The sequence below is a fragment of the Streptomyces sp. NPDC017095 genome (genome assembly GCF_044332325.1).
GTDB lineage: Bacteria > Actinomycetota > Actinomycetes > Streptomycetales > Streptomycetaceae > Streptomyces.
In genome coordinates this window covers 613,688-631,909 of sequence record NZ_JBIROU010000001.1, presented here as the reverse complement: position 1 = coordinate 631,909, position 18,222 = coordinate 613,688, and the positions used below count along the sequence as shown (strand labels likewise).

The 18,222-nt window shown below is 72.7% G+C and carries 18 protein-coding genes, 1 pseudogene and 1 riboswitch; of the genes and pseudogenes, 12 read left to right on the top strand and 7 right to left on the bottom strand.

Annotated elements, in window-relative coordinates:
* Positions 1–104: 104 nt before the first annotated feature.
* Entirely contained in the window at positions 105–932 is an 828-nt protein-coding gene (locus ACH4OA_RS02480) for an alpha/beta fold hydrolase (RefSeq protein WP_397967247.1), read from the bottom strand.
* Positions 933–997: 65 nt separating this feature from the next.
* Here ACH4OA_RS02480 and ACH4OA_RS02475 point away from each other — a divergent pair, with 65 nt between their 5' ends.
* The gene (locus ACH4OA_RS02475; RefSeq protein WP_397967245.1) at positions 998–1,450 is read left to right on the top strand and encodes a MarR family winged helix-turn-helix transcriptional regulator; all 453 of its coding nucleotides are present in this window, start codon (positions 998–1,000) and stop codon (positions 1,448–1,450) included.
* A gap of 324 nt (positions 1,451–1,774) precedes the next feature.
* On the top strand, positions 1,775–2,326 hold the full coding sequence (locus ACH4OA_RS02470; RefSeq protein ID WP_397967243.1) for a MerR family transcriptional regulator: 552 nt from the start codon (positions 1,775–1,777) through the stop codon (positions 2,324–2,326).
* 130 nt (positions 2,327–2,456) lie between these two features.
* Here ACH4OA_RS02470 and ACH4OA_RS02465 read toward each other — a convergent pair whose 3' ends face one another.
* The 4 genes from ACH4OA_RS02465 to ACH4OA_RS02450 all read right to left on the bottom strand — a co-directional run bounded on the left by ACH4OA_RS02465 (position 2,457) and on the right by ACH4OA_RS02450 (position 6,576).
* Positions 2,457–3,695: an MFS transporter gene (locus ACH4OA_RS02465; protein ID WP_397967242.1), complete on the bottom strand. Its 1,239-nt coding sequence runs from the start codon at positions 3,693–3,695 to the stop codon at positions 2,457–2,459.
* A 181-nt stretch (positions 3,696–3,876) separates the two neighbouring features.
* Positions 3,877–5,007, bottom strand: coding sequence for a hypothetical protein (locus tag ACH4OA_RS02460; RefSeq protein ID WP_397967240.1), 1,131 nt, complete (start codon positions 5,005–5,007; stop codon positions 3,877–3,879).
* A gap of 259 nt (positions 5,008–5,266) precedes the next feature.
* Positions 5,267–5,986, bottom strand: a complete 720-nt coding sequence (locus tag ACH4OA_RS02455) for a cysteine hydrolase family protein (RefSeq protein ID WP_397967239.1) — start codon at positions 5,984–5,986, stop codon at positions 5,267–5,269.
* Positions 5,986–6,576 (bottom strand): cysteine hydrolase family protein, encoded by a 591-nt coding sequence (locus tag ACH4OA_RS02450; protein WP_365875948.1) that lies wholly within the window; start codon positions 6,574–6,576, stop codon positions 5,986–5,988. The genes ACH4OA_RS02455 and ACH4OA_RS02450 overlap by 1 nt, the downstream gene beginning before the upstream one ends.
* A 145-nt stretch (positions 6,577–6,721) precedes the next feature.
* Between ACH4OA_RS02450 and ACH4OA_RS02445 the strand changes: the two genes are divergently transcribed.
* The 4 genes from ACH4OA_RS02445 to ACH4OA_RS02430 all read left to right on the top strand — a co-directional run bounded on the left by ACH4OA_RS02445 (position 6,722) and on the right by ACH4OA_RS02430 (position 11,355).
* Positions 6,722–7,714 carry a GlxA family transcriptional regulator gene (locus tag ACH4OA_RS02445; protein WP_397935330.1) on the top strand — a complete coding sequence of 331 codons (993 nt, stop codon included), beginning with the start codon at positions 6,722–6,724 and terminating at the stop codon, positions 7,712–7,714.
* A gap of 165 nt (positions 7,715–7,879) precedes the next feature.
* A complete protein-coding gene (locus tag ACH4OA_RS02440) occupies positions 7,880–8,275 on the top strand; it encodes a hypothetical protein (protein WP_397967238.1) in 396 nt (131 codons plus the stop codon).
* A 46-nt stretch (positions 8,276–8,321) separates the two neighbouring features.
* Positions 8,322–10,070 carry a cation acetate symporter gene (locus tag ACH4OA_RS02435; protein WP_397967236.1) on the top strand — a complete coding sequence of 583 codons (1,749 nt, stop codon included), beginning with the start codon at positions 8,322–8,324 and terminating at the stop codon, positions 10,068–10,070.
* Positions 10,071–10,104: 34 nt separating this feature from the next.
* Positions 10,105–11,355 (top strand): sensor histidine kinase, encoded by a 1,251-nt coding sequence (locus tag ACH4OA_RS02430; RefSeq protein WP_397967235.1) that lies wholly within the window; start codon positions 10,105–10,107, stop codon positions 11,353–11,355.
* Here ACH4OA_RS02430 and ACH4OA_RS02425 read toward each other — a convergent pair.
* Together ACH4OA_RS02425 and ACH4OA_RS02420 are read right to left on the bottom strand one after the other, a co-directional pair.
* On the bottom strand, positions 11,335–12,750 hold the full coding sequence (locus ACH4OA_RS02425) for an amino acid permease (RefSeq protein WP_397967232.1): 1,416 nt from the start codon (positions 12,748–12,750) through the stop codon (positions 11,335–11,337). The two genes, ACH4OA_RS02430 and ACH4OA_RS02425, sit on opposite strands and share 21 nt — an antisense overlap.
* A 198-nt stretch (positions 12,751–12,948) precedes the next feature.
* Positions 12,949–13,200: pseudogene (locus tag ACH4OA_RS02420) on the bottom strand (GntR family transcriptional regulator); the annotation flags it as partial.
* A 150-nt stretch (positions 13,201–13,350) separates the two neighbouring features.
* On the opposite strand from ACH4OA_RS02420, the gene ACH4OA_RS02415 reads away from it, so the two are divergent.
* From ACH4OA_RS02415 to ACH4OA_RS02390, 6 genes are all read left to right on the top strand, one after another.
* Positions 13,351–13,473, top strand: a complete 123-nt coding sequence (locus ACH4OA_RS02415; protein WP_365875973.1) for a putative leader peptide — start codon at positions 13,351–13,353, stop codon at positions 13,471–13,473.
* Positions 13,474–13,574: 101 nt separating this feature from the next.
* Positions 13,575–14,462: a glutathione S-transferase C-terminal domain-containing protein gene (locus tag ACH4OA_RS02410; RefSeq protein ID WP_397967230.1), complete on the top strand. Its 888-nt coding sequence runs from the start codon at positions 13,575–13,577 to the stop codon at positions 14,460–14,462.
* A 77-nt stretch (positions 14,463–14,539) separates the two neighbouring features.
* A riboswitch (SAM riboswitch) is annotated at positions 14,540–14,650 on the top strand.
* A gap of 350 nt (positions 14,651–15,000) precedes the next feature.
* Complete coding sequence (locus tag ACH4OA_RS02405; RefSeq protein ID WP_397935322.1) at positions 15,001–15,981, top strand: amino acid ABC transporter permease; 981 nt, start codon at positions 15,001–15,003, stop codon at positions 15,979–15,981.
* Positions 15,978–16,778 carry an amino acid ABC transporter ATP-binding protein gene (locus tag ACH4OA_RS02400; protein ID WP_397967229.1) on the top strand — a complete coding sequence of 267 codons (801 nt, stop codon included), beginning with the start codon at positions 15,978–15,980 and terminating at the stop codon, positions 16,776–16,778. Before ACH4OA_RS02405 ends, ACH4OA_RS02400 begins: the two co-directional genes overlap by 4 nt.
* Positions 16,779–16,922: 144 nt before the next feature.
* Positions 16,923–17,942 (top strand): transporter substrate-binding domain-containing protein, encoded by a 1,020-nt coding sequence (locus ACH4OA_RS02395; protein WP_397935320.1) that lies wholly within the window; start codon positions 16,923–16,925, stop codon positions 17,940–17,942.
* Positions 17,943–18,060: 118 nt separating this feature from the next.
* Positions 18,061–18,183, top strand: coding sequence for a putative leader peptide (locus ACH4OA_RS02390; RefSeq protein WP_365875983.1), 123 nt, complete (start codon positions 18,061–18,063; stop codon positions 18,181–18,183).
* Positions 18,184–18,222: the final 39 nt, after the last annotated feature.

Sequence of the window (18,222 nt, the reverse complement as noted above, 5' to 3'; positions counted from 1 at the left end):
TCAGAAGGACCATCGCCCCGACTCGGACTCCGGCATGCACCGGATGGCAGGAGGCCGTCCGGCCACATCCGGCCTTCCACCCGCGGTTTCAGGTCGACGGAGGCTCAGCCCAGGAAAGCCGTCAGCCGGTCGTCCAGTTGCTTCGGCGAGGTGAGCGGCAGGGAGTGGTGGGTGGCTCCGGGGAGTACGGCCACCTCGCCCCGCGCAAGCGCCCGGCGGGCCCGGTCCGCGACCTTGGCGGTGGAGTGGGCGCGGCTGTGTTCCGCGAGCAGGACCAGGACCGGCATGGGGAGGCCGGCCGGCCGAGGCCGGGCGCCGGTGACCAGCTTGCGGCCGGGAACGGTGGTGGCCAGCGCGTAGAGGCGCTGCCAGGTCTCGTCCGGGTGGGTGCCCGCCGTCTCCCAGGCCAGGAAGGCGCGGGCGCGGGCCTCGCTCGGACGGATCAGGGCGGGCAGCGCGCGCAGCAGATAGCCGAGGCGGAACCCGGCGAAGACCTGGGTGGGGTCGACCAGGGCGAGACGGTCCACCCGGCGCGGTGCGTGCAGGGCGTACCTGACGGCCAGCCAGGCGCCGTACGAGTGACCGCACAGGTGGGTGCGGGCGAGCCCGAGGCCGTCCAGCAGCGCGTCCAGCCACGCCGTCAGATCATCGGCGTTCCTCAGCGGTGCGCCCCGGCGTTCGGTGCGGCCGGCGTCGCCCAGCAGATCCACGGCATGCACCCGGTACCGCTCTCCGAGGGCCGGCGCGTTGGCGAACCAGGACAGGCCGGTGGCCGAGCCGCCGGGCAGCAGCACCAGCGGGCTGCCGTCCGCCGGGCCGTACACATGGACCCGGGTGCGGCCGTACGGCGTGCCGACATCGCGCTCCTCGGTGGACTCGGGCCAGCGGGCGCGGAGCTGGTCGTAGGCAAGGTCGAAGGCGGACGGGGACACGGGATTCCTCTCGCCAGGCGATAATCTCGCTGAGCGAGATATTACGCCGAGGCCGAGGAGTGCGCATGGACGAACGGGAACCGGCGATGCGACTGGTCCACTTGCTGCGCGCGGTCACCGTGGAGTTCGACCTGCTCGGTGCCGAGTTCGCCGCGCGCCACGGACTGCATCCCACCGACGTACGCGCGCTGATCCACCTTCTGGACGCGGCACGGGCCGGGACGCGGGCCACGCCCGGGTGGCTCGGCGAGCAGCTCCGGCTGAACTCCGCGGGAACCACCGCCCTGGTGGACCGGCTGGAGCGGCTGGGACTGGTCCGGCGCAGCAGGGACACGGCAGACCGGCGACGCGTCCTGCTGCACGTGGAAGAGAAGGCCACGGAACTCGGGTGGACCTTCTTCGGGCCGGTGATCGGCGAGGTGATGGCGGCCGCGGAAGGCTTTGACGCGGGCGAGCTGGAGACGGTGCGCCGCTTCCTGACCGCGGTACTGGAGTCCACCGGACGGACCCGCCCGTGAGCCGCCGGTTCCACGGGACCTTCCCGCTCACCGACGGGACGCGACTGCCCCGGCCCTCGACGCCTTCTCGCGGAGCTGTGTCTCCGCCACGCACGGCCGGGGGAGACGGGCCGTCCCGACGCGGTGGTGCGGGACGGACATCCGTGTTCATGACCTCGCGCTCCCGGAATACGGATGAGCCGACGGGTGTTCGCGCGTTGCGTGGCACCGCCCCGCCCGTCGCGTCAGGTCGGTGACCGCGGCATGCCAGTGGAGCGACCTGGAGGAGAGAACCGCTATGCCGAGGCTTTTATGCCGGCCGCAGCCGGCCGAACGGAGCGCCTGATGAACACATCGGTGGGCACACTCGATCGACTGACGGAGCCGGGTGCACCCGGCCCGGTGGAGGTGCCGGGACCGCCGGCCTCCCCGTACCGGATGTCCCCCGAACCCGCGGTGGACGAGGAGACGCTGCGTATGGGGGAGATGGCCGAGACGACGGGGGTGAGCGAACGACTGCTGCGCTACTACGAGAGCCGTGGTCTGCTCACCCCGGGACGCACGGCGCGCGGTCACCGCTTCTACACGAGCGCGGACGTCGCCCGGGTGCGGCTGGTCAAGTTCCTGATCGACGGGGGGATGAGCACGAAGGACATCCGCTTCCTGCTGGAGTGCGTCCACGAGGGCGTGGACGTGTCCCGGGTGTGCGAGGAACTCGACACCGTGCTGACGCGTGAGTACGTCCGCATCAGCAAGGAGATCCAGTCCCTCGAACTCACCCGCAGGTACCTCGCCGTCCTGACGGGCCGTCCCCCCGGCGGAGAGCGTCGGCGAGGTGCGGGTCGGAGGGGGCCGGCAGGTGGTGGTGGACGAGGCCTTCGTACGACACCTGCCTGACGGCGTCCACGGTCCATCGGCCCTGCGGACGGCGGGTCAGCGCATGTTTGTACTGCGGGGCGGAGGCGGTCATGGAAGGCAAGGGGTCTGCATCGATCGGTTCGCCGGAATCGGTCGCGGGGATGCGATGTCAGGCGGTCGTGGGAGTGCCCGCGTGGGGTTCGTCCGCCGGGCGCGCGGTCCCGGAGCCGGGAGCCGAGCGCCGGCGGCGCACCAGGACCCAGGCGAGGGCGGCGGCCAGGGCGGCGGGCGGCAGGGCGATGAGCGGCAGGTTCCCGGCCGGCCGGCCGGAGTTCAGCCAGGCCGAGCCGGTCCAGCCAGCCAGCGCGATCCCGATGTTGAAGGCGGAGCTGTTGAGGGCCAGGGCCAGGTTGGGCGACAGCCCCTCGGCGTTGGAGGCCACCCAGGTGTTCAGAGCCGGGAACGTGGCGAAGTAGGCGAGGCCGACCAGGACGGTGACGATCACGGTCGGTACCGCGCTGCCGGACACCAGCAGGAGCACGGCGAGCACGGCGAGGGTGGCGGTGACGGTGCCGGCCATCGCCTGGAGCACCCGGCCGTCGGCGATCCGCCCGCCCAGGGTGTTGCCGACGACGCAGCCGGCGCCGTACGCGAGCATGATCCACACGATCGCACCGGAACCGACCCCGGAGCCCTGGGTCAGGAACGGGGCCACGTACGTCACCACCGTGAGGGCCGCCATGCCGGTCAGCGCGGTGACGCAGATGCCGAGGAGCAGTTCGGGGCGGCCCAGCCCGCGCAGGCCGGCCCGCGGCGCGGGCGCGCCGGCCGGCTCGTCGGCCGGGAAGACGGCGAGGACCACCAGCAGGCTGACCGCGGCCAGCACGGCGACCAGCCCGAACGCCGCCTGCCAGGCCAGGTGCTGGCCGAGGAGGACACCGATCGGAACACCGAGCACGGTGGCCACGGAGAGGCCGAGGGTGATGTTGGCGGCGGCCGACGCCTCCTTGCCGGGCTCGGCCACGCGCATGGCCGCCGTCATGAACACCACCATGATCGTGGTGTGCACCAGGCCGGTGATCACCCGCCCCGCGACCACCGCGGGGAAGGAACCGGCCGCGGCGGCCAGTACGGAGCCCGCGGCGTACAGCGCGATCGATCCGGTCACCAGTTTCCTGGGCCCCACCCGGTCGAAGAAAAGGGTCACGATCGGGCCGGCCACGGTCACCGTTCCGGCGTACGCGGTCACGAGCAAGCCTGCGGATCCCTCGCTCACCCGCAGTCCGCGGGCGATCTCGGGCAGGATGCCCGCGACCACGTTCTCGCTGGTGCCCAGGGCGAACGCACCGATCACGAACCCCACGAACAGGAGCCTTCGGGCCGTCTCACGAGTTCTTGGCTGGGTCATGGGACAGGACGGTATGACCTGACATCGTGGGAGGCGGAAACCCGTACGGAGGTGACCTTGACCACACAGCGTGAGCGGCGTGAACTTTCGGCCACACCCCGGCGGACGCCCCCCCCGGCGCCCCGACCCACAGCGCCCCCCGTCCTCCAGGAGTCGGGGGACAGGGGGCGGCGTCGTGGGATCAGACGCTTGCGGTGTGGCCCGTGATCGGGCAGGTTGCCGCTGCCGCGGCGGTGGTGAAGGCCGCGGTGTTGGCGGTGGCCGCCGTACCGCCGATCTGCTGGAGGATCTCGTCCGACAGCAGGTCCTCCTTGCCCTTGAGGGCGTCGGCGACCTTGAGGTCGGTGTTGAAGACCATCTCCGCGGCGACGTTGTCCTGGACGATCCGGGCCAGGTTGTCCAGGGCCACGGCGATCGGGTCCGACGGAGTCTCCACGGTGGGCAGGTCGATCAGGTGGGTGTTCACCTTCGCCTGGTTCATGGTGCGGCGGATGATGATGGACGCCTGGTTCAGCTCGGCCGTCGTCCAGATCGACAGCACCGTGACGTACAGGTTGCTCCACGCCTCCTCGCCGATCAGCGTGCGCCACCGCTTCATCAGCGCCTCGATGCCGGTGATCTGCGCGGTCGCGGCGAACGTCATGTTGACGCGGATGGACGGGTAGACGGTCGCGGCGAACCGGTTGAACGCCACCATGTCGAAGGAGCCCGCCTTGACGATGGTGTCGATGAACTTGACGGCCTCCGACAGGATCTTGGTGCAGGAGGCGTCGAGGTCGGTGGGGAGGTTCGCGGTCGGCAGCATCGTGAGCGCCGAACTCAGCGTCGTGCGGAAGCTGTTCAGCGGAGTGACCCAGCCCTTGTCGCCCGGTGTCTTGAAGGCGACCATGTCCAGGTCGTGCGGGTCGATGCGGCCGGCGTTGGGGATGTTCGGCACCTGGTCGCTGAGGTAGGCGGCGATCACCGAGTAGATGCCCAGCGGGATGTGCGCGATGGACTTGGCCAGTTCGAAGTACTCCGGAACCGGGTCGACCGTCTCGACCTGCACGCCCTTGTTGATCAGTGTGAAGCGTCCGCCGACGGCGTTGTTCTGGACGACGATCACGGGCGAGAGCTGCTTGATCAGCTCGGCCTTGAGGGACGCGTAGTTGGCGCGCATCCCGGCGTTCACATTGCGTATCGCGTTCCGTGCCGCCTTCTCGTCGGTCGCTGCCGGTGCGGCCGACGCGCTGGTGGCTGTCTGCGTCTGGGTGAGGAAGGTGGCCGCCCCTGCTGCCGAAACGGTACCCAGAAATCCTCTACGTGTTGCCATGCCCCGTCTTTCCGTTGTGATGGATCGGTCCTCTGCGGGGTGGGGGGAGGAATGTGGGGGGGCCTCGGGGTGGGGGGTCAGGCGTGGGGGGAAGATCAAGTGGGGAAAGCGTGGGGGGAAGACCACAAGGGGAACGCGTGGGGGGACGTGTGGGGTAAGTCCGGTACGAGGGTGGGGTGGTGGGCCGGACCGCCGGCGTTCAGGTCGCCGGCGGACCGGCCCGCTCGCGCCGGACCGGGGGAGGTCCGGCGCGAGCCGGTCAGGTCAGCGACTTCTGCGACGGCACCACGACGCCGTAGAGGTCCTGGACCGTGGCGAGAGCGGCTTCGTGGAGCTGCCGCGCGGGAATGCCCTCCGGGTCGCCCTTCAGCGGCAGCGGCCGGGTGGCCGAGGCGTCGGCGACCACGGTCGGCCGGTATCCGTCGAGGAAGGCGCCCTGCGCGGTGAACAGGACACACATGTTGGTCATGAACCCGGCGACGATGACGTTCTTCTTGCCGGTCTTCTCGACCTTCTCGGCCAGATCGGTGCCGTGGAAGGCGTTGGGGACGCTCTTCACCACGACCGGCTCGCCCTTGGCGGGCTTGAGCGCCGGAATGATCTGTCCCGCCTTCGACTTCAGGTCGTAGCCCTTGTCGACGATGTGGATGACCGGGGTGCCCGCCGCGCGCGCCCGCTTCAGCAGCGCTTCGGCGTTGTGCAGCGCGGGTTTCCACCCGTCGAGTTCCATCACACCGCCGGTGTAGGTGTTCTGGTAGTCCACCATGATCAGCGTCGCGTCGGACAGCGTGGCCGGTGTCTCGTCGAGGCCGTTGAGCTGCCTCAGCGTCTTCGTGTCCTTGGCGACGTTCGTCCGGGCGGCGGGTGCCGACGGCGCGTCCTTGGCGGCGGCGGCCTCGGACGTTCCGCCGCACGCGGCGACGGTGGCCGCGAGCAGGGCGGCGGTGCACAGCGCGACGGCTGAACGCAACGGCTTCATCAGGCGAGGTCCTCCTGGGACGCAGCGACGACCCCGTACAGGTCGGCGATGGTGGCGAGGGCGCCGAGGTGCACCTGGCGGGCGTCCAGTTCCGTGCCGGCGACCGGCAGCGAACGGGTGGCGCTGGCGTCGGCCACCACGGTGGGCCGGTTGCCGCGCAGGAAGGCGCCCTGGGCGGTGAACGCCACGCACATGTGGGTCATGAACCCGGCGATGACCAGATCGCCGCGCCCCGCCTCGTCGACGAGGTCGCCGAGGTCGGTGCCGTGGAAGGCGTTCGGCGCCTGCTTGACGACCACGGGCTCGCCGTCGGCCGGCGCGACGCTCGGGTGGATCTGGCCGATCTCGGCGCGGATGTCGTACGGCGTGCCCTCACCGCCGTCGTTGACGACGTGGATGACCTTGGCACCCTCCCGACGGGCGCGCTCCAGCAGCCGGGCGGCGGCGTCCAGCGCGGGCTGCCAGCCGTCCAGCTCCATGACACCGGTCGTGTAGGTGTTCTGGTAGTCGATCATGACCAGGGTCGAGTCGGCCAGCTTCGCGGGCGCGTCGTCGAAGCCGTTGAGCTGTCGGAGTGTCGTTCTGGGCATGGAGTACCACCTGAGGAAAGGGAGTTGGGAGGGGACTGCGCCGGTGCGATGACCTGCACTCATGACGCTATGGCCCGGCGGACGCGTCGGCAATGTCGTCTAGCATGCAGATACCGACATCACCGTCGTACGGTCAGGGGGACCCGTGCACACCGGCGAACGACTCATCGTCATCGTCCTGTTCGAAGGCGTCGACCTGCTCGACGTCACCGGGCCGCCGGAGGTGTTCTCCCTCGCCCGGCGCGAGACCGAGGAGGCGGCGGGCTACGACGTGGCCCTCGCCGCCGAGACCATGGACCCCATCACCACCGCCGCCGGGGTCAGGGTCCTGCCCGACGTCACCTTCGCGGAGCTGACGAGGAGGAGCATCGACACGCTCGTCGTGCCGGGCGCGGTCGAGGTCGACGGCCAGCACCGGGTGCAGGCGCTCGTCGACCCGGCCGTGGTGGAGCGGGTACGCCAACTCGCGCCCCGCACCCGCAGGATCACCTCCGTCTGCGTCGGAGCGCACATCCTCGCCGCCTCCGGGCTCCTGGACGGCAAGCGGGCCACCACGCACTGGTCGACCGCTCAGCAGCTCGCCGCCGACCATCCCGCCGTGGAGGTCGACTCCGACCCGATCTTCATCCGCGAGGGGAACGTCTGGACCGGCGCGGGGATCAGCGCCTGTCTCGACCTGTCACTCGCGCTCATCGCCGACGACCTCGGCGAGGCCGTCGCGCTGCGCGTCGCCCGGCAACTGGTGATGTACCTGAAACGGCCCAGCGGCCAGAGCCAGTTCAGCGTCCCGCTGGAGCAGGTCTCCGCGACCCGGCGCATCGAGGACCTGCGCCACCACATCCTGCGCCACATCGCCGAACCGCTCACCGTCGCACACCTCGCCGCACACGCCCACGTCAGCGACCGGCAGCTCACCCGGATCTTCAAGACCGAGCTGGGCACCACCCCGCACGTCTACATCGAATCCGTCCGTGTCGAACGGGCCCGGCACGAGCTGGAGACCACCGACGCCACCCTCGAACGCATCGCCACCGCCTGCGGGTTCGGCACCGTCGACACCCTCGTCCGGGCCTTCCGCCGCCGGCTCGACACGACCCCGACCGAGTACCGCCGCCGGTTCCGCACCGGCGGCGACTGAGCCGGGGGACACCGGCCACCGCGCGGAACGCGCGACCCCCGTGCCGGACTTACCGTACGGTGCCGTGCGGAGTGCGGGGCGGGCCGTCCGGGAACCTGTCCCTTTCGTCGCCCGGTGCGTACACTCCACTGCGACGTCTGATCTTCGCGGGTCGGAGGACGCGGCATGAGTGCACCGGGGACTCCTCGGCGTGAAGTGGTCACGGGAGTTCCCCGGGCGCCCCGCCCGGCCCACGGACCCGCCCGCCCCGCCCGGACGCACCCGGCCGACCCCGCCGTCGGCTCCCCGGCCCTGCGTTCCCTGATGCGCCGTCAACTCTGGCTGGGGCTTGGAACGTTCGCGCTGCTCCTCGCCCTGCTCGGACCGCTGCCCCTCGCCTTCGCGGCCCTGCCGGACCCGGCGACCCGGCCGGGCAGCGCGGCGGTCGTCTGGGCCGTCCTCGGTGTCGCGGTCTATCCCGTGCTCGTCCTGATCGGCCGGTGGTACGTCGTCCGCGCCGAACGCAACGAACGAGACTCCGTGCGGGACACCGGGGACCCCGCCGGGAGGGCCGGCAGGTGACCGGTGCCCGGCCGCGCGGGCCCGCCCGCGCCCCGGGGGCCGCCGGGTGAACCAGACGTACGGTGTCGTGGCCGTGTCGGCGGCGGTCCTCGCCACGCTGCTGATCGGCTCCGCGGGACTGCGCGTCTCCCGCACCACCTCCGACTTCTACGTCGCCTCCCGCAGCGTGCCGCCGTACCTCAACGCCATGGCCATCGGCGGCGAGTACCTCTCGGCGGCCTCCTTCCTCGGCATCGCCGGACTCGTCGCCGCCCAGGGCGTGGAGATGCTCTGGTTCCCCGTCGGCTACGCGGCCGGCTACCTCGTCCTGCTCGCGTTCGTCGCCGCCCCGCTGCGCCGCTCCGGTGCCTACACGCTGCCCGACTTCGCCGACGCGCGGCTGGAGTCCGGGGCCGCCCGGCGCGTCGCCGGGGTGCTCGTCGTCGGAGTCGGCTGGCTGTACCTGCTGCCGCAGCTCCAGGGCGCGGGCCTGACCCTCGGCCTGGTCACCGGCGCGCCGCACTGGCTCGGCGGGGTGCTCGTCGCCGTCGTCGTCGCCCTGGCCGTGGCCGCCGGCGGCATGCGCGGCATCACCTACGTCCAGGCGTTCCAGTACTGCCTGAAACTGATCGCGCTCCTGGTGCCCGCGGTCTTCCTGGCCGTCGCCTGGCACGGCGACCCGGGACCCGCCGGCGCGGTGGACGAGCCGCCGGCCTTCCGCCGGTCCACCCAGGTCACCGTCGAGAGCACCGTACGCGTCCGGATCGACACACCGCTGCGGGCCACCGCGACCGGTGCCGTCGACGGCAAGGACTACACCGGCGGCCGGCTGGACCTGGATCCCGGTGTGCACGAGATCCGCGCCGGGACGACCCTGCGCTTCCCGCTCGGCGCCCCGGTGCCCGAGCGCGCCGACGACGGCCGGCGCACCGCCTCCAGCTGGGCGGCGCCGCTGTCCGGCGGCCGGGACGAACACCCGCTCTACTCGACGTACGGGCTGATCTGCGCCACCTTCCTCGGCACGATGGGACTGCCGCACGTCCTCGTCCGCTTCTACACCAACCCCGACGGCCGCGCCGCCCGGCGCACCACCGTGATCGTGCTGGCCCTCGTCGGCGGCTTCTACCTGCTGCCGCCCCTCTACGGCCTCCTCGGCCGGCTCTACGCCCCCGACCTGCTGCTCACCGGCACCACCGACGCCGCCGTGCTCGTGCTGCCGCAGCGGCTCGTCGGCGGCACCGGCGGCGACCTCCTCGGCGCGCTGATCGCCGCCGGGGCCTGCGCCGCCTTCCTGTCCACCGCCTCCGGGCTCACCCTGTCCGTCGCCGGTGTGCTCAGCCAGGACGTGCTGCCCTCGCTCGGGGTCGGCCGCTTCCGGCTCGCCACGCTGCTCGCGGTCGCCGTGCCCGGCACGGTGAGCGTGGCCGCCGGGAAGCTGCCCGTCGCCCACGCCGTGGGGCTCGCCTTCGCCGTGGCCGCGTCGTCCTTCTGCCCGCTGCTGGTGCTCGGCATCTGGTGGCGCGGACTGACCGCACCCGGCGCGGTCGCGGGCCTGCTCACCGGCGGCGGCAGCGCCCTGACCGCGGTCGCGCTGACCATCGCCGGGCGGCCGGCCGGCGGCTGGCCGCACGCGCTGCTCGCCTGGCCGGCCGTGTGGTCGGTACCGCTCGGCTTCCTCACCATGATCCTGGTCTCCCTCGCCACCCGGGACCGCATCCCGGCCGGCACCGAGGCGGCCATGGCCCGGCTCCACCTGCCCGAACGCCCGGCCGGACCGGACGCGCCCACCGCCCGCCGAGGAGTGAGGACCCCATGACGACCCGCCCGCCCGTGACCCGTACCGCCCGCCGGTGAACGGCCTCGCCGTCGCCGCCGCCGGAGCGCCCCTGCTGTTCGCCGCCGGCCTCGTCACCGGGCGGCTGCTGGCCCGCCGGTCCGCCCGGGACGGCACGGACCTCGGCACCCCCGCGGCCCGCGCCACCTTCCGCACCCTGCACACCGCCTCCGTGGCCGCGCCCCCGCTGCGCGCCGGACTCACGGCGGACGCGGCCCGCAAGGCGGTGCGCCGGCTGCGGCCGCTGTTCGGCACGGCCGCGCTCGGGCTCACCGTCGACGACCGGCTGCTGGCCTGGGAGGGGCCGGGCCGGCATCACGCGGACACGGCCCTGGACCGGGTCCGCGCGGTGCTGGACACCGGCCGCCCGCACACGTTCACCGTGGACTGCCCGGACCCGGACTGCCCGGTGCGCTGGGGCGCCGTCGCGCCGCTCACCGTGGACCGGCGGGTGCCCGGCGCCCTCGTCGTGCTCGGCGCCGGCGAGCCGGCGTCCGGGGCCCGGGCCACCGAGGAGGTGGCCCGCTGGATCTCCGTACAGCTCGAACTCGCCGACCTCGACCGCACCCGCACCGGACTGATCGAGGCGGAGATCCGGGCGCTGCGGGCCCAGATCTCCCCGCACTTCCTCTACAACTCGCTCGCGGCGATCGCGTCCTTCGTCCGCACCGACCCCGAGCGGGCCCGCGACCTGCTGCTGGAGTTCGCCGACTTCGCCCGCTACTCGTTCCGCCGGCACGGCGAGTTCACCACCCTGGCCGAGGAGCTGCGCTCCATCGAGCAGTTCCTGGAACTGGTCCGCGCCCGGTTCGGGCCGCGCCTGGAGGTGACCTTGCGGATCGCCCCGGAGGTGCTGCCCGTGGCGGTGCCCTTCCTGTGCCTGCAGCCGCTGGTGGAGAACGCGGTCAAGCACGGCCTCGGGGACGGCGGCGAGCGCGGCCGGATCACCCTCACCGCGCGGGACGAGGGCGCGACGGCACGGATCGTCGTGGAGGACGACGGCGTCGGCATGGAACCGGACCGGCTGCGCCGCATCCTCGGCGGCGGCGAGGACGCGGCGGCCGGCATCGGGCTGCGCAACGTGGACGAGCGGCTGCGCCAGGTCTACGGCGACGACCACGGCCTGGTGATCGAGACCGGCGTGGGAGCCGGCATGAAGATCACCCTGCGCGTCCCCAAGTACCGGCCCGGAGTGCGCGACGGGCCCCCGGGACCCGGCACGCCGGACCGGCCGGACGCCGGCCGGTCAGACCGCCCCGCTCGCTGACGGCCGCTGCCGCTGCCGCCGGGCCGCCATCACCGCGTAGACGATGATCCCGACGAACAGGAACAGCACGCCCTGGTACACCGCCGCGTAGCCGGCGCCCGCCATCAGCCAGACGGAGAAGGCGGCGGCCACCGCGGTGACCACGGAGTCCCGCACCAGCCGCCCCCGGTCCACCGCCCCGGGCCGGCCGGACACCAGGTGGAAGATCTGCGCGGCGGTGGCCAGCAGATACGGGACGGTCGCGGTGAACGTGGTGACCAGGACCAGGACCTCGAAGACCCTGCCCGAGCCCGAGAAGTAGTTGTAGACGGTGAGCAGCGAGGCGAGCACGGCCGTCACGCCGACACCGACGGTGGGAACGCCCCGCCGGCGGCGCGCGAAGGCGCTCGGGAACAGGCCGTCGCGGGCCGCCGCGTACGGGGTCTGGGCGCTGAGCAGGGTCCAGCCGTTGAGGCAGCCGGTCATCGACACGAGCGCGGCGAGCGCCACCGCCGTACCGCCCCAGCCGCCCCCGAACATCGCGTTCACGGCGTCCGAGAACGGCGCGGTGGAGGTGAGCAGCCGCTCGTGCGGGACCGTGCCGAACACCGACACCGTGCCCAGCAGGTACACCAGCGCGGCGCCCGCGGTGCCGATGACGGTGGCGCGGCCCACGTTGCGGCGGGCGTCCCGCACCTCGCCCGCGCTGACGGCGGCGGACTCCACACCGAGGTAGGAGAAGAGCAGCAGGGCGGCGGAGGCGGACACCGCGCCGACCGCGCCGTGCCCGCTGGAGTTGAACGGGCCGAGCCGGGAGGGGTCGAAGAAGAACAGCCCGCCGACCGCGACGAGCAGCAGCGGCACGAACTTCAGCACCGTGGAGACGAGCTGGACGGCGCCGACGTAGCGGGTGCCTGCGAAGTTGGCGAGGGCGGGCAGCCACTGGAGGGTCAGCGCGGCCAGGCACGCGCTCCAGCGGTGGCCGTTCACCGGGATCAGCACGTCGAGGTAGCCGACGGCGGCGACGGCGAGCGCGGCGTTCGACACCCAGGTGGTGATCCAGTACGACCAGGCCGCGAGGAAGCCCGCGAAGTCGCCGAACGCCTCCCGGGCGTAGACGTACGGGCCGCCGGTGCGCGGGTCGCGGGCGGCGAGCCGGCCGAAGACCAGGGCGAGCGCGATGGCGCCGACGGTCAGCACGCCGAAGGCGACCAGGCTGACGGTGCCGTACGGTGCGATGGAGGCCGGGAGCAGGAAGATACCGCCGCCGATGATGTTGCCCATGACCAGCGCGGTGGCGACGGGGAGACCGAAGCTGCGGGCGTGCTTGCTGCCGGACCGGGGCTCCGCCGCGGTGGCGGCGGGGGACTCCGTGGGGGCCGGAGCCGGCTGCGGTGCGGTTCCGGGGACGTGCATGGGTGGTGCGCCTCTCATCGAACAGCTGCCCCTGGGTGCCGGGACGCAGCCATGGTCGGGGATGCCCCTATCTGGCGCAAAATCGCCGTTCCTTGTCCCGCGACGCCCCCGAGGCCATGAAAAAACTGAGGTCAGAGGCGCTTTCCGCAGCGAGATGTACGGCGCTGTCCGGGCCGGCGGAGGTCAGCCCCCGGCGCTCTCCCGGGCCGCCGGACGCAGCGCCTCCAGCGAGACCCGGTCGGCGGTGCGGGCCAGGCCCGCCGCGGTCGGCATCTCGATCAGCGCCCGGACGTGCGTGTACTGGTCCAGCTGCCGGTCGGAGACGACGGTGACCTGGAAGCCCTTGTCGGGCACGGTGTCGACCAGCCCTTCCTTGGCCAGGTCGAGCATCGCCTCCCGCACCGGCGTCGCCGAGACCCCGAACCGGGCGGCCAGCGAGGGCGCCGAGTACGGGCCGAGTCTAGGACAGGCCGGCAGTGCCATGTCACATGTTTCTCACTCCTAGAGACCCCGGATTCCCAAGCGCGGACGCCCCCTTGACGCCGCAGGCGGCCCGATCGACACTCCAGGAAGGGAATCCTAGTGAACAGGTAGGGAATCATGACGCGCCTCGCGACGGGCACCGGCCGCACGGACCGGACCCCGCCCCGCGCGCTCCTGCTCACCTCCCGCCGCCACATCGATCTCCAGCGCGTCTGCAGCGCCATCGGCCGCCACCGCTGAACCGGGCCCCGCCCCGCCGGACCCGGTCCGCCCCGCACACCGCCGCCGCACGCGCCCGCGCCGGAGCACTCGTCCGCACACCCATTCACCCGGGGAGACGCATGTCCATCACTCCGCTCGCCGCCGTCCAGCCCGCCCACCGTCCCGCCCCGCTCTTCCGGGGCCGCATCGGCGTCGACGCGCGCAGCGGCCACTACGCCGTGCCGCACCGCTACCGGCTCCACCTGTCGACCGCCTGCCCCGACGGGCTGCGCCTCGCCGTCGGCCACACCCTCCTCGGCCTGGACACCAGCTGTCCGGTCACCTTCCTGCCCGCCGTCCCGGACTGTCCCGGCGGCGGCCACGCGGCGCTGCGCCCGCTGTACGAGGCCAGCGCCCACCACTACACCGGCCCGGCGCTCGGCCCGGTCCTCAGCGACGACTGGTCCGGGCGCATCGTCAGCACCCACACCCCCGACATCCTGCGCGACCTGGACCGGTTCCGGCCGGACGACGACGCCCGCCTGTACCCGGCCGGCCTGGAGTCCGTGCTCGACGCGGTCGAGCGGATGTGCGCCGAGGGCGTCGAGGAGGCCGCGCAGCGCGCCGGCCGGGCCGGCGCCCACCCGGAGGAGCGGGCCGCCGCGCTCGACGTGCTGCTGGACACCCTGGGCCGGCTGGAGCGGCGGCTGCACGGGGAGGAGTACCTGGCCGGCGACCGGCTCACCGCCGCCGACATCGAGCTGTGGGTCGCCCTGCTGCGGCTCGACACCGTCCACCGCTGCCACCTCGACGCCTCCGCCGTGCACCGCGTCGCCGGCCACCGCGCGCTGTGGGCCTACGCCCGCCGGCTCACCGCCCACCCGGCCTTCGGCCGCCATCTCGACCTCGACGGCATCGCCCGCCGCCACCACGGCCACTGCCAGGGCCTGGAGGCCGCCGGGGCCGCCGTCCAGATCCTGGACTGGGCGAGCCACGCCGGACAGCCTTCGCAGGCCCGCCGCAGGTGACAGCGGTCGGCCACCGTCCACAAGGCGGACGGGCGTTGACATTCGAACGGTCAACTGCCTTACTTACGCCTCAGAACGGTCATGAGCGTCAGCGCCAAGCCCTGGCTCGCTGACCGGCAACCCTCGCACCGCGGTGGGGTGCCCCAGGTGACGACCGGACCGGATGACGTTTTCGGTAAGCGCGAGGCCCCGCCGGGCCGGAACAGTGACAGGTGACGCCATGGACGCAGCTCCCAGGACGGCCGTAAGCCGCCCTCAGGGCTGCGTGCCGTCGTACGCCGGCCTGCTCGTCGCCGACCGTGCCGTCGATCTGCTCCGCGTGAACAGCGCACTGTGTACCGCACCGGGCTCTGCCCGCCGCCAGGGCTGAGGACTCCTCCCCACCCTCGCGTCCCCGCCGCGCACCCGCCGCCCGGTGTGCCGTCGTCCGCCCAGCCCCCGGTTCCGCGCCAGCCCCGTGCGCCGCCTCGTGCCCCCGTGCCGTCGTGGCCCACGCCCGCCCGGCCGCGGCCCGGGGTGTCCGACTCCGGAGCCCCTCATGAGTGAACCTCCAGGCGCCGTCTCCCTCGCCGAGGCGCCGATACCCGCCGACATACCGTCAAGAGCACTGAAGGCGCAGCGAGTTCAGCCGCTGCGCCGGCCCGGCCGGTGGATCGTCACCGCCGCCGTGCTCGTGCTCGTCGCGCAGATCCTGCACGGTCTGGTCACGAACCCCTTCTACCAGTGGGACCGCTTCCGCTACTGGTTCCTGCGCCCGACCGTCCTCGACGGACTCCTCGTCACCCTCGAAGCCGCCGCGCTCAGCGCCGTCCTCGGGCTCCTCGGAGGCGTCCTGCTCGCCCTCGCCCGGCTCTCCGGAAGCCCGGTGCTGCGCGCGGTCAGCTGGACGTACACCTGGCTGTTCCGCTCCGTGCCGCTGATCGTGGTGCTGATCTTCCTGTACAACTTCAGCGCCCTGTACAAGACCTTGAGCCTCGGCGTGCCGTTCGGCCCGGCCTTCGTCACCTTCGACGAGTCGCGGCTGGCCACCGACCTGACGATCGCCGTGGTCGGCCTCAGCCTCAACGAGGCGGCGTACGCGGCCGAGGTGGTCCGCGCCGGCGTCCTCTCCGTCGACCAGGGACAGCACGAGGCGGCCGCCGCGCTCGGCCTGCCCCGCGGCTACCGGTTCCGCAGAATCGTCCTCCCGCAGGCCCTCAGGTCCATCACCCCGAACTACGTCAACCAGCTGATCGGCCTGATCAAGGGCACGTCCCTGGTGTTCTACGTGTCCCTGCTCGACCTGTTCGGCACGGTGCAGTCGATGGGCAGCACCTACCCCGGAGACGTGGTGCCGCTGCTGCTGGTCGCCACCGTCTGGTACCTGATCCTGACCAGCGCCGTGTCCGTCGTCCAGTTCTACGTCGAGCGGTACTACGCCCGGGGCGCCACCCGCACCCTGCCGCCGACCCCGCTGCAGAAGGTCCGCGCCCGGCTGACGGACCTGCGGGCCCGGCTGCGCAGGGAGGCCGCCGTATGACCACCGCACACACCCCGGCGAAGACCGTGCCCGCCGCGCCCGCCGCGCTCGAAGTGCACGACGTCCACAAGTGGTACGGCGCCCACCGCGTCCTCGACGGCATCGACCTGACCGTCCGCCCCGGCGAGGTCACGGTGATCCTCGGGCCCTCCGGTTCCGGCAAGTCGACCCTGCTCCGGGTGATCAACCACCTGGAGAAGCCCGAGATCGGGCACGTCAGCGTGGGCGGCGAACTGATCGGCGTGAAGCGGCACGGGAACCGGCTGAAGGAACTCGGCGAGCGCGCCATCCTCGCCCAGCGCGGCCGTATCGGCTTCGTCTTCCAGAACTTCAACCTCTTCCCGCACCTGACCGTCCTGGACAACATCGCCGCCGCGCCCGTCGCCACCGGCGGACTGAGCCGGCCGGCGGCCCGGGAACTCGCCCGCGAACTGCTCGTCCGCGTCGGCCTCGGCGACAAGTGCGACGCCTATCCACGGCAGTTGTCCGGCGGACAGCAGCAGCGGGTCGCCATCGCCCGCGCCCTCGCGCTGCGGCCCGGGATCATCCTCTTCGACGAACCGACCTCGGCGCTCGACCCCGAACTCGTCGGCGAGGTGCTGGCCGTCATCAAGGACCTCGCGAGCGGCGGCACCACCCTCGTCATCGTCACCCACGAGATCGGCTTCGCCCGCGAGGTCGCCGACCGCGTCGTCTTCATCGACGCCGGCCGGATCGTGGAACAGGGCCCGCCCGCCGAGGTGCTGGACAACCCCCGGCACGAACGCACCCGCGACTTCCTCGCCAAGGTCCTCTGACCGCCCGACCGCCTGACCGCCTGACCGCCTGACCGCCTGACCGCCCGACCGCCTGACCGCCTGACCGCCCCGGCGGCCTTCCCGGCTCCTTCCTCCGACCGACCACCCGCGGGCCTCCCGCACCTCACGACGACAAGGACAGCCATGCCCAGCCAGTTCTCCCGACGCAGCCTGATCCGCGGCCTCACCGCGACGACCGCGACCGCCCTGCTCGCCGGCGGACTCGCCGCCTGCGGAGGAGACAGCGACGCCGCCACCACCACCGGTGCCGCCGGCACGGTGACCGTGGGACGGCTGTCCAACGGAGCCGCGAAGGAGACCGCGCTGAAGGTCTCCGAAGTGAAGTCCATCAGCGCCGAGCTGCCCGCCTCCGTCCGCAAGAGCGGCAAGCTGGTCATCGGCGTCGGCGCGCTGCCCTCCGGGTCGGCCCCGCTGGGCTTCGTGGGCAGCGACCAGAAGACCCTCACCGGCGCCGAACCCGACCTCGGCCGGCTGGTCGCCGCGGTGCTCGGACTGGAGCCCGAGGTACGCAACTCCACCTGGGAGAACCTGTTCGTCGGCATCGACAGCGGCAAGGTCGACGCGGCCTTCACCAACGTCACCGTCACCGAGGAGCGCAAGAAGAAGTACGAGTTCGCCTCCTACCGCAAGGACAACCTGGCCTTCGAGGTGCTGAAGAAGAGCACCTGGAACTTCGACGGCGACTACCGCAAGCTGGCCGGCAAGACCGTCACCGTGGGCGCCGGCACCAACCAGGAGAAGATCCTGCTGGAGTGGAAGGCCAGACTGGCCAAGGCGGGCAAGACGCTCACCGTCAAGTACTACCCGGACCAGAACAGCATCAACCTGGCGCTGCGCAGCGGGAAGGTCGACGCCTTCTTCGGCCCCAACCCCGCCGTCGCCTACCGCGCCCGGCTGACCGCGAGTTCACCCGACGCCACCCGCAGCGCGGGCACCTTCTCCGGCGCGGGCGAGACCGTCCAGGGTCTGATCGCCGCCACCGCCAAGAAGGGCAGCGGCCTGGCCAAGCCGCTCGCCGACGCCCTCAACTACCTGATCGACCACGGCCAGTACGCCAAGTGGCTCGCCGCCTACAACCTGTCCGACGAGGCCGTCGGCAAGGCCGAGGTCAACCCGCCCGGGCTGCCGCTGGACAACTCCTGACCGGCCGGCCGCGCACCCCGGGAACATCCGGCGCCGGCCGCGCGTTGAACGTCAAGACGAGATCCGACCGGCGGGCGCCCGCCCGGCCCGCCGCGTCCGACGGAGGGAGGTGACGGCCGTGACCCGACTGCCGGGGCAGGCCCGCCCGCCGCGCGCCGCGCGGCCGTACCGCTCCGTCCGGCTGCACTCCCGGCCGCACATCGATCTCCAGCGCGTGTCCGCCGCGCTCTGTCGCCACTGACGTCCGCCCGGCCCGAGGCCCGGCTTCCCCTGCTCCCGC